Source organism: Aeromonas sp. Prich7-2, assembly GCF_017939255.1.
Taxonomy (GTDB): Bacteria; Pseudomonadota; Gammaproteobacteria; order Enterobacterales; family Aeromonadaceae; genus Aeromonas; species Aeromonas caviae.
This window is the reverse complement of record NZ_JAGKRI010000165.1, coordinates 1-7,825: the sequence shown is the minus strand read 5'-3', so window position 1 is coordinate 7,825 and position 7,825 is coordinate 1. Positions and strand designations below refer to the sequence as shown.

General features: G+C 62.0%; 8 protein-coding genes. 7 read left to right on the top strand and 1 reads right to left on the bottom strand.

The window, feature by feature from the left end:
- On the top strand, nucleotides 1-131 hold a 131-nt coding region (locus J9892_RS19480; RefSeq protein WP_210538477.1), incomplete at its 5' end, for a transposase.
- A gap of 50 nt (nucleotides 132-181) precedes the next feature.
- Here J9892_RS19480 and J9892_RS19475 read toward each other — a convergent pair.
- Nucleotides 182-1,045: a YicC/YloC family endoribonuclease gene (locus J9892_RS19475; protein WP_010676104.1), complete on the bottom strand. Its 864-nt coding sequence runs from the start codon at nucleotides 1,043-1,045 to the stop codon at nucleotides 182-184.
- A 146-nt stretch (nucleotides 1,046-1,191) separates the two neighbouring features.
- Between J9892_RS19475 and rph the strand changes: the two genes are divergently transcribed.
- The 6 genes from rph to J9892_RS19445 all read left to right on the top strand — a co-directional run bounded on the left by rph (nucleotide 1,192) and on the right by J9892_RS19445 (nucleotide 7,500).
- The gene (gene rph / locus J9892_RS19470) at nucleotides 1,192-1,908 is read left to right on the top strand and encodes a ribonuclease PH (protein ID WP_024945517.1); all 717 of its coding nucleotides are present in this window, start codon (nucleotides 1,192-1,194) and stop codon (nucleotides 1,906-1,908) included.
- A 341-nt stretch (nucleotides 1,909-2,249) separates the two neighbouring features.
- Nucleotides 2,250-2,903 (top strand): orotate phosphoribosyltransferase, encoded by a 654-nt coding sequence (gene pyrE / locus J9892_RS19465; RefSeq protein WP_010676102.1) that lies wholly within the window; start codon nucleotides 2,250-2,252, stop codon nucleotides 2,901-2,903.
- 179 nt (nucleotides 2,904-3,082) lie between these two features.
- The gene (locus J9892_RS19460) at nucleotides 3,083-5,512 is read left to right on the top strand and encodes a heavy metal translocating P-type ATPase (protein WP_210538748.1); all 2,430 of its coding nucleotides are present in this window, start codon (nucleotides 3,083-3,085) and stop codon (nucleotides 5,510-5,512) included.
- A complete protein-coding gene (gene cueR / locus J9892_RS19455; protein WP_161469584.1) occupies nucleotides 5,509-5,898 on the top strand; it encodes a Cu(I)-responsive transcriptional regulator in 390 nt (129 codons plus the stop codon). Before J9892_RS19460 ends, cueR begins: the two co-directional genes overlap by 4 nt.
- A gap of 153 nt (nucleotides 5,899-6,051) precedes the next feature.
- Nucleotides 6,052-7,206, top strand: a complete 1,155-nt coding sequence (locus J9892_RS19450; RefSeq protein ID WP_043153375.1) for a diguanylate cyclase — start codon at nucleotides 6,052-6,054, stop codon at nucleotides 7,204-7,206.
- A 30-nt stretch (nucleotides 7,207-7,236) separates the two neighbouring features.
- Nucleotides 7,237-7,500: a YihD family protein gene (locus J9892_RS19445; RefSeq protein ID WP_010676098.1), complete on the top strand. Its 264-nt coding sequence runs from the start codon at nucleotides 7,237-7,239 to the stop codon at nucleotides 7,498-7,500.
- Nucleotides 7,501-7,825: the final 325 nt, after the last annotated feature.

Below are 7,825 nucleotides of genomic sequence, written 5' to 3'. Positions count from 1 at the left end.
CGATGCACACGAGTGTGCTGGAAGGGGTGAACAACAAGATCAAAGTGATAAAGCGTATGGCATATGGATTTAGGGACTCAGAATACTTTTTTCTGAAAATCAAGGCGGCCTTCCCCGGAAAGCCGCGATGAACCATAAAAAAGCCCCCGCATGGCGGGGGCTGGTGCATCGATGAGGGAGATCACTCGATGTTTTGGATCTGCTCGCGCATCTGCTCGATGAGCACCTTCAGCTCGACGGCGGACTGGGTCACCTCGGCGTTGATCGACTTTGAACCGAGGGTGTTCGACTCGCGGTTGAACTCCTGCATCATGAAGTCGAGGCGACGGCCGCAGGCGCCACCCTTCTTCATGATCTTGTTGGTTTCGCTGATGTGCATCTCCAGGCGATCCAGCTCTTCGGCCACGTCGATCTTCTGGGCCAGCAGCACGATCTCCTGCTCGATGCGGGCCGGGTCCAGCTCCACCTTGGCTTCGGCCAGCCGGTCGGTGAGCTTCTGGCGCTGCCACTCGATGATCTGCGGCAGGTGCTCGCGCACCTTCTTCACTTCTACCTGGATGCCGGCCAGACGCTGTTCGATCAGCGCCTTGAGATTGGCCCCTTCGCTGGCGCGGGAGGCGAGGAAGTCTTCCATGGTCAGGTCGAAGCCGGCCATCAGCTCGGTGGCGACCACGTCCATGTCCTGCTCGGCGGCAGCCATGACCCCCGGCCAGCGCAGCACGTCCACCGGATTGAGCTGACCCTGGCCCGCCTCTTTCATCACCCAGTTGGCGCTCTCGATGATGAGTTTGGCCAGCTCTTCATTGATGTGCAGCTGGCTGGCGGCGGCCTGGGCGGCCTCGAAACGCAGGTTGCACTCCACCTTGCCGCGCTGCAGCTTGGCGCGGAAGCGCTCACGCAGAACCGGCTCCAGGCTGCGCAGTTGTTCCGGCAGGCGAATGTAGGTCTCCAGATAGCGCTGGTTGACCGAACGAATTTCCCAAACGGCTGTGCCCCAGTCGCCCTTGAGTTCCTTGCGGGCGTAGGCGGTCATGCTGTGAATCATTGATTGTTCCGGGCTTGATGAAGTGTGGGGCCAGTATACTCAGCCAGCCCTGCTCCGTCAGCCGACAGCGTGGTTTTAGCGGCTGATATTTGGGCTGGGATCACTTATACTCCTGCGCCAATTCAGCCAGCCCAGAGGTCCGTCCCATGTCACGTCCCAGCGATCGCACTGCCGCGCAGCTTCGTCCGGTCACCATTACCCGCCACTTCACCAAGCATGCTGAAGGGTCCGTGCTGGTGGAATTCGGCAACACCCGCGTGCTCTGCACCGCCAGCGTTGACACCAGCGTGCCTCGCTTCCTGAAAGGGAAGAACCAGGGCTGGGTGACTGCCGAATACGGCATGCTGCCGCGCTCCACCCACTCCCGGATGAACCGCGAAGCGGCCTCCGGCAAGCAGAGTGGCCGCACTCTGGAGATCTCCCGGCTGATCGCCCGCTCCCTGCGCGCCGCAGTAGACCTGACCGCGCTGGGTGAGCACTCCATTACCGTTGACTGCGACGTGCTGCAGGCCGACGGTGGCACCCGCACCGCCGCCATCACCGGTGCCTGCGTGGCGCTGGTGGATGCGCTGAACTGGATGGTCGAGAAAGGCATGCTCAAGCAGAGCCCGCTCAAGCAGATGATCGCTGCCGTCTCCGTCGGTATGTATGAAGGGGAAGCCATCTGCGATCTGGAGTACATCGAAGACTCCGCCGCCGAGACCGACATGAACGTGGTGATGACCGAAGATGGTCGCATCATCGAGGTGCAGGGTACCGCGGAGGCCGAACCCTTCACCCACGAGGAGCTGCTGGAGATGCTGGCGCTCGCCAAGGGCGGCATCGCCGACATCATTGCGCTGCAGAAGCAGTCACTTTCCTGATACCAGGACCTGTTGATGTTTCGGCACAAGTCGCGTTGCAGTGTCCAAGGATGCCAGGCTAGGCGCAGGATGCCGCCAATGGTTATTCCCTTGGCAAGTCCTGCAACAACGCATGGCATCCTTTGCCACGCAACCCGTAGGGACGGGTCTGTTTTTGTGCATAACGTCGTTATTCGATGCCTCGTTTGGATTACCAAACTTCGCATCTCATGCCTAGTTCTGCGCAAAAACCGACTCCGTCGCGGCTGTGACGAAGCGTCAACAGATCCTGCAAACGCGGCATTGACCGCGTTTTTTTATACCCCCACACAAGTAAACGACAAGCCAAGCAAGGAGCCAGAATGAAAGCCTACCAGCGTCAATTTATCGAGTTCGCCCTGGAGAAGCAGGTCCTCAAATTCGGTGAATTTACCCTGAAATCCGGTCGTAAAAGCCCCTACTTCTTCAACGCCGGTCTGTTCAACAGCGGCCGCGATCTGGCCCGTCTCGGCCGCTTCTATGCCGCCGCCCTGATGGATGCCGGCATTGAGTTCGACGTGCTGTTTGGCCCGGCCTACAAGGGGATCCCCATCGCCTCCGCCACCGCCGTGCAGCTGGTGGAGCAGCACGACGTGGACGTGCCCTGGTGCTTCAACCGCAAGGAGGCCAAGGATCATGGCGAGGGTGGCAATCTGGTGGGCAGCCCGCTCAAGGGGCGGATCATGCTGGTGGACGATGTCATCACTGCCGGCACCGCCATCCGCGAATCCATGGATCTGATCCAGGCCAACGGCGCCTCCCTGGCTGGCGTGCTGATCGCGCTGGACCGTCAGGAGAAGGGCAAGGGCGAGCTCTCCGCCATTCAGGAGGTGGAGCGTGACTACGGCGCTCACATCATCGCCATCATCCAGATGAGCGACTTGATCCAGTATCTGGAAGAGAAGCAGGCCGAACAGCCGGAGCTGGCGGCGCAACTGGCCGCCATGAAGGCTTACCGCGCCCAGTACGGTATCTGAGTCGCCGCGCATACCGCGCAATAGTTGAAGGCGGCGCCCGTTTGTTCTCTGGCAGCAAACGGGCGCCGTTTTTTCATCTGCAAAAAGTGGATCATGTGGCTTGAGCTTACCCTTACAGTAAAGGTTAGGGTTTGCCAGTCGGCGTTTTGTGGTGCCGACGGGTTCCTGGGAGGAACAACATGATCACTCATCTTCAATCACCCATTCATCTGCAGTTGCCGCTCAGCGGCATGAGCTGCGCCAATTGCGCCGGCCGCATCACGACCGCCCTCAACAAGCTCGATGGGGTATCGGCCACCGTCAACTTCGCACTGGAGCAAGCCGCCATCGAGCTGGCCAGCTCTGACCGTTTGCCGGCGGTGCTGGAGAGCATCAAGGCGCAGGGTTACGACTACGGCAGTGAGACCATATTGTTTCAAATCACCGGTATGACCTGTGCCGGTTGCTCGGCCCGCCTGCACAAGATGCTGGCGGCGCTGCCCGGCGTCATCTCCGCCGACGTCAACTTCTCCATCGAGCAGGCCCGGATTGTGCTGGTACCCGGGATGCAGACGCCCGCGGCCCTGCGCGAGCAGATCGAGGCCCTCGGCTTTGGCGCCCAACTGGCGCAAGGCTCGGCCAGCGGCCGCCGCCAGCAGTTGCTGGAGCGGGAAGCGCAGGAGGCCGCCAGCGCCCGTCAGGCGCAAACCCGGGTCATCGTCTCGGCTTTGCTTACCCTGCCGCTGCTGGCGGGGATGCTGGCCATGGCCGGGTTGTTCCCCTGGCATCTGCCCGCCTGGCTGGAGCTGCTGCTCGCCACCCCGGTGCAGTTCTGGATTGGGGCCCGCTTCTATCGCGGCGCCTGGCTCGCCATCAAGAACCGCTCCGCCAACATGGATGTGCTGGTGGCGACCGGTACCAGTGCGGCCTACTTCTACAGCCTCTATCTGCTGCTTAATCTGGGGGTGGCCGCCAGTGGCCAACTCTACTTCGAGGCGAGTGCCATCATCATTACCCTGATTTCCCTCGGAAAACTGCTGGAAGCGCGAGCCAGACGCAGCACCCAGTCCGCCATTCGCGAGTTGATGGCGCTGCGGCCGGAAACCGCCACCGTCTGGCGCGGCGAGCGCTGGCAGAGCGTCGCCATCGACGAGGTGCTGCGCGGCGACAGGCTGCGGGTGCTGGTGGGGGAACGGGTACCGGTGGACGGCAGAATCGTGAGCGGTGAGAGTGAGCTGGACGAGTCGATCCTCACCGGCGAGAGCCTGCCGGTGCCGCGCGGTGAGGGCGACAAGGTGCTGGGCGGTGCCATCAACCGCTCCGGCGTGCTGGAAATTGAAGCCACTACGGTGGGGGAGGACTCCAGCCTCAGCAAGATCATCGCCCTGGTGGAGAGTGCCCAGATGGGCAAGGCGCCGCTGCAACAGCTGGTGGACAAGGTCTCTGCCGTGTTCGTGCCGGTGGTGATGGCCATCGCCCTGTTCACCCTGCTGGTGTGGTACGCCATCAGTAACGACTTCGGTCAGGCGCTGCTGGCGGCGGTGGCCGTGCTGGTCATCGCCTGTCCCTGTGCGCTGGGGCTGGCGACGCCGGCGGCCATCGTCACCGGTACCGGGGTGGCGGCGCGCCACGGCATTCTGATCAAGGATGTCGATACCCTGCAAAAGGCCCACGCCATCAAGGCGCTCATCTTCGACAAGACCGGCACCTTGACCCAGGGCCGGCCGGTGCTGGCGAGCTGGAGCGGCAACGACGAGCAACTGCGCCTCGCTGCCGCTCTGCAGCAGGCGAGCGAACACCCGCTGGCGCTGGCCATGCGCGAGGCGGTCGACAAGGAGGCGATGCTGCCCCAGCCCGACGCGGTGGAGGTGCGGGTCGGTGCCGGTATTGTCGGTCAGGTGGCGGGCCATAGGGTCGCCATCGGCAATGGCTCTTTGCTGGCCCAGCTCGACATTGCAGTGCCACAACAGGGTGAACAAGCCGCCGACGGCGCGACCCGGGTCTGGGTGGCCATCGACGGTGTGGTGGCTGGCATTGCGGCGCTGGCCGATACCCTGCGCCCCGAGAGCCCGGATGCCATCGCCACCCTGCGTCAGCGCGGCATCGCCAGCTGGCTGGTGAGCGGTGATGCGCCGGCGCCGGTGGCCCATATCGCCGCCAAGCTGGGGCTGGACGGGGCCTTTGACTCCGTGCTGCCAGCCGGCAAGGTGGAAAAAGTCGAGGCGCTGCGGGCGCAAACCAGCGGGCTGGTCGCCATGGTGGGAGACGGGGTAAACGACGCCCCGGCGCTGGCGGCGGCGGATGTGGGTATCGCCATGGGCTCCGGCTCCGACGTGGCGATGGAGACCGCCTCCATCACTCTCATGCGATCCGACCCGCGGCTGGTGGCCGATGCCATCGACATCTCGGCGGCCACCTGGCGCACCATCCAGCAGAATCTGTTCTGGGCCTTCGTGTTCAACATCATCGGTATTCCGCTGGCGGCGCTGGGTTACCTCAGCCCCGAGCTGGCGGGGGCGGCCATGGCCCTGAGCAGCATCACCGTCTTGAGCAATTCCCTGTTATTGAAGCGCTGGCAGCCCCGGGCGGGCAGCCTGCGTGCATCTGAATCCCAAAGGAGTCATTCATGAACATCAGCAAGGTCGCCAAGGCCACCGGCCTGACCGCCAAGACCATCCGCTACTACGAGAGCATCGGCCTCATCTCGTCGCCAGTGCGCAGCGACAACGGGTATCGCAGTTATACGGATGCCTCCCTGCGGGAGCTGCGCTTCGTCAAGCGGGCGCGGGAGACCGGTTTCAATCTGGAGGAGTGTCAGGCGCTGCTGGCGCTCTATCGGGACGAGCACAGAACCAGTGCCCAGGTGAAGAAGCTGGCCCAGGAGAAAATCGTCGATCTGCGCTCCCGCATCGCCGGTTTGCAAGCCATGCTCAGCGCCCTCGAGGAGGTGGTGAGCTGCTGTCACGGAGATGCGAATCCCCAGTGCCCCATCCTCGACGAGCTGGAGAAAGGGTGAGGGAGGGCTGCGCCATTCGACCCTGCAGAAAAGGGTCTGTCGGGGCCTGTGCGAGAGAGGACGCGCTGAGTGGCAGCTTAATAGCGGTCGATTGATTGTTGAGCAGGAAAGGGGAGTGTTAAACTGTGCGGCTCTTGTACAGGGAGTACCCAGTTGACACAGAGTGTGAAATATCAGGTGCGGCGGGCCATCATGGTCCAGCTCTATACCCATGCCTCCTTCAGCCTGCCTTGCCTGGGGCTGCTGGCGATCAGCTGGAGCCTGCTGTTCCACGATTACCTGCCGGCCAGCGAGTCGCTGGGCTGGCTCGGTCTGGTCCTGCTGCTGTTGCTGGGGCGCTGGTGGCATTTGCGCTGGCGCCAGCCCAGGCTGGCGGAGCTTCCGCTGCCGGTGCTCGAGCGCGAGCTCTTTGTCGGGGTGACCATCACCTCCATCATCTGGGCACTGGGCGTGCTGCTCTATATGGACAAGCTGCCCGACACCTATCGTGCCGCCATGATGATGCTCTCCAGCCTGATCCTGACCGGCAGTGCCATCATGCTGTTCGGCAGCCGTCGTACCCTCTATGGGGCCGTGCTGCCCCTCGGGTTTGCCATGTTGTTCGAGCTCAGTGGCGGCAACACCCAGGAGCGTATCGTCTCCTGCATGCTGGCGGGGTATCTGTTCGTCTTTCTGCCGACACTGCTGCGGCGCCTGCGGCGGGATCAGGTGGCCTCTCTCTACCACAGTTTTTCCAATGCGGATCTGGTGGCCGAGCTGAAGGCGGTCTCCGAGCACCTCAAGCTCACGTCCCGCCTCGACGGTCTGACCGGCATCGCCAACCGGGCCCATCTCGACGACTCCCTGGCGCGCGCCTGGCGTCGCTGTCACCGTGCCAGGGCGCCTCTCTCTCTGGTGCTGGTGGATGTGGACTACTTCAAGCAGTTCAATGATCACTATGGTCACCAGGTGGGGGACCAGTGCCTGCAACAGGTGGCGAGCCTGCTGGCCGAAGTGCTGCGGCGGGAAGACGATCTCGCTGCCCGTTACGGCGGAGAGGAGTTCGCCCTGCTGCTGCCCTGCACCACCTTGCAGGGGGCCATGCAGATCGCCGAGCAGGTGCGTACCTCGTTGCGAGCCCTCGGCATTCCCCACCACAAATCCCGGGTCTCGGGGCGGGTCAGTTGCAGCTTCGGGGTGGCGACCCTGGTGCCGGATCAGCATCACTCCATTGCCGAGCTTATCCAGAAAGCGGATGCGGCGCTCTATCAGGCCAAGCATAATGGCCGGGATCGTATCGAAGTAGCCTTGATGGGTAAGGTTGCCTGAGTTTCACAAGACAGATTAAAGAGGTCGTCTATGCAATGTCATCGTATCGAAGAGCTGCTGGAACTGCTGCAGCCTGCCTGGATCAAGGAGCAGGATCTCAGCCTGGTGCAGTTTGTTGCCAAACTGGCCGAGGAGGCGGGATTTGACGGTCCCCTGTCCGCACTGACCGACGACATGCTGATCTACCACCTCAAGATGCGGGAATCCGACAAGCAGGCGATGATCCCGGGGCTGGCCAAGGATCACGTGCCCGACTTCAAGGAAGCCCTGCTCAAGGCCCGCGGCATCAAGTAATCCGGGCGTCACATCGCCATCAGAGAAAGGTTTCAAGAGAATCTGTGAAAAGGCGCATAGTCAACTGGCTATGGGCCTTTTTTGTTGCCTGAAATTGCGACGGGACTCGAACTATAGATACATTTAACCCACACAATTAGCAGGTTGTTTAAGATATAATCGCTTTCATAACAATATGAGTAAGTATTCACCGGAACAGTATTGACACAGGAAAAATGAGACGATCGTCTCTTGATCCCACTTTCCTGCTTGCTTGATCCTGCTCCTTAGATACGCTCCCCCCATGAGCAAAAACACCATGCATTCCGCGGGAATGCCCACCACT

Bases quoted from the DNA above. Each gene is read 5' to 3' on its own strand.
- J9892_RS19475 (WP_010676104.1), bottom strand. From the start codon at position 1,045: ATGATTCACAGCATGACCGCCTACGCCCGCAAGGAACTCAAGGGCGAC.
- rph (WP_024945517.1), top strand. From the start codon at position 1,192: ATGTCACGTCCCAGCGATCGCACTGCCGCGCAGCTTCGTCCGGTCACC.
- pyrE (WP_010676102.1), top strand. From the start codon at position 2,250: ATGAAAGCCTACCAGCGTCAATTTATCGAGTTCGCCCTGGAGAAGCAG.
- J9892_RS19460 (WP_210538748.1), top strand. From the start codon at position 3,083: ATGATCACTCATCTTCAATCACCCATTCATCTGCAGTTGCCGCTCAGC.
- cueR (WP_161469584.1), top strand. From the start codon at position 5,509: ATGAACATCAGCAAGGTCGCCAAGGCCACCGGCCTGACCGCCAAGACC.
- J9892_RS19445 (WP_010676098.1), top strand. From the start codon at position 7,237: ATGCAATGTCATCGTATCGAAGAGCTGCTGGAACTGCTGCAGCCTGCC.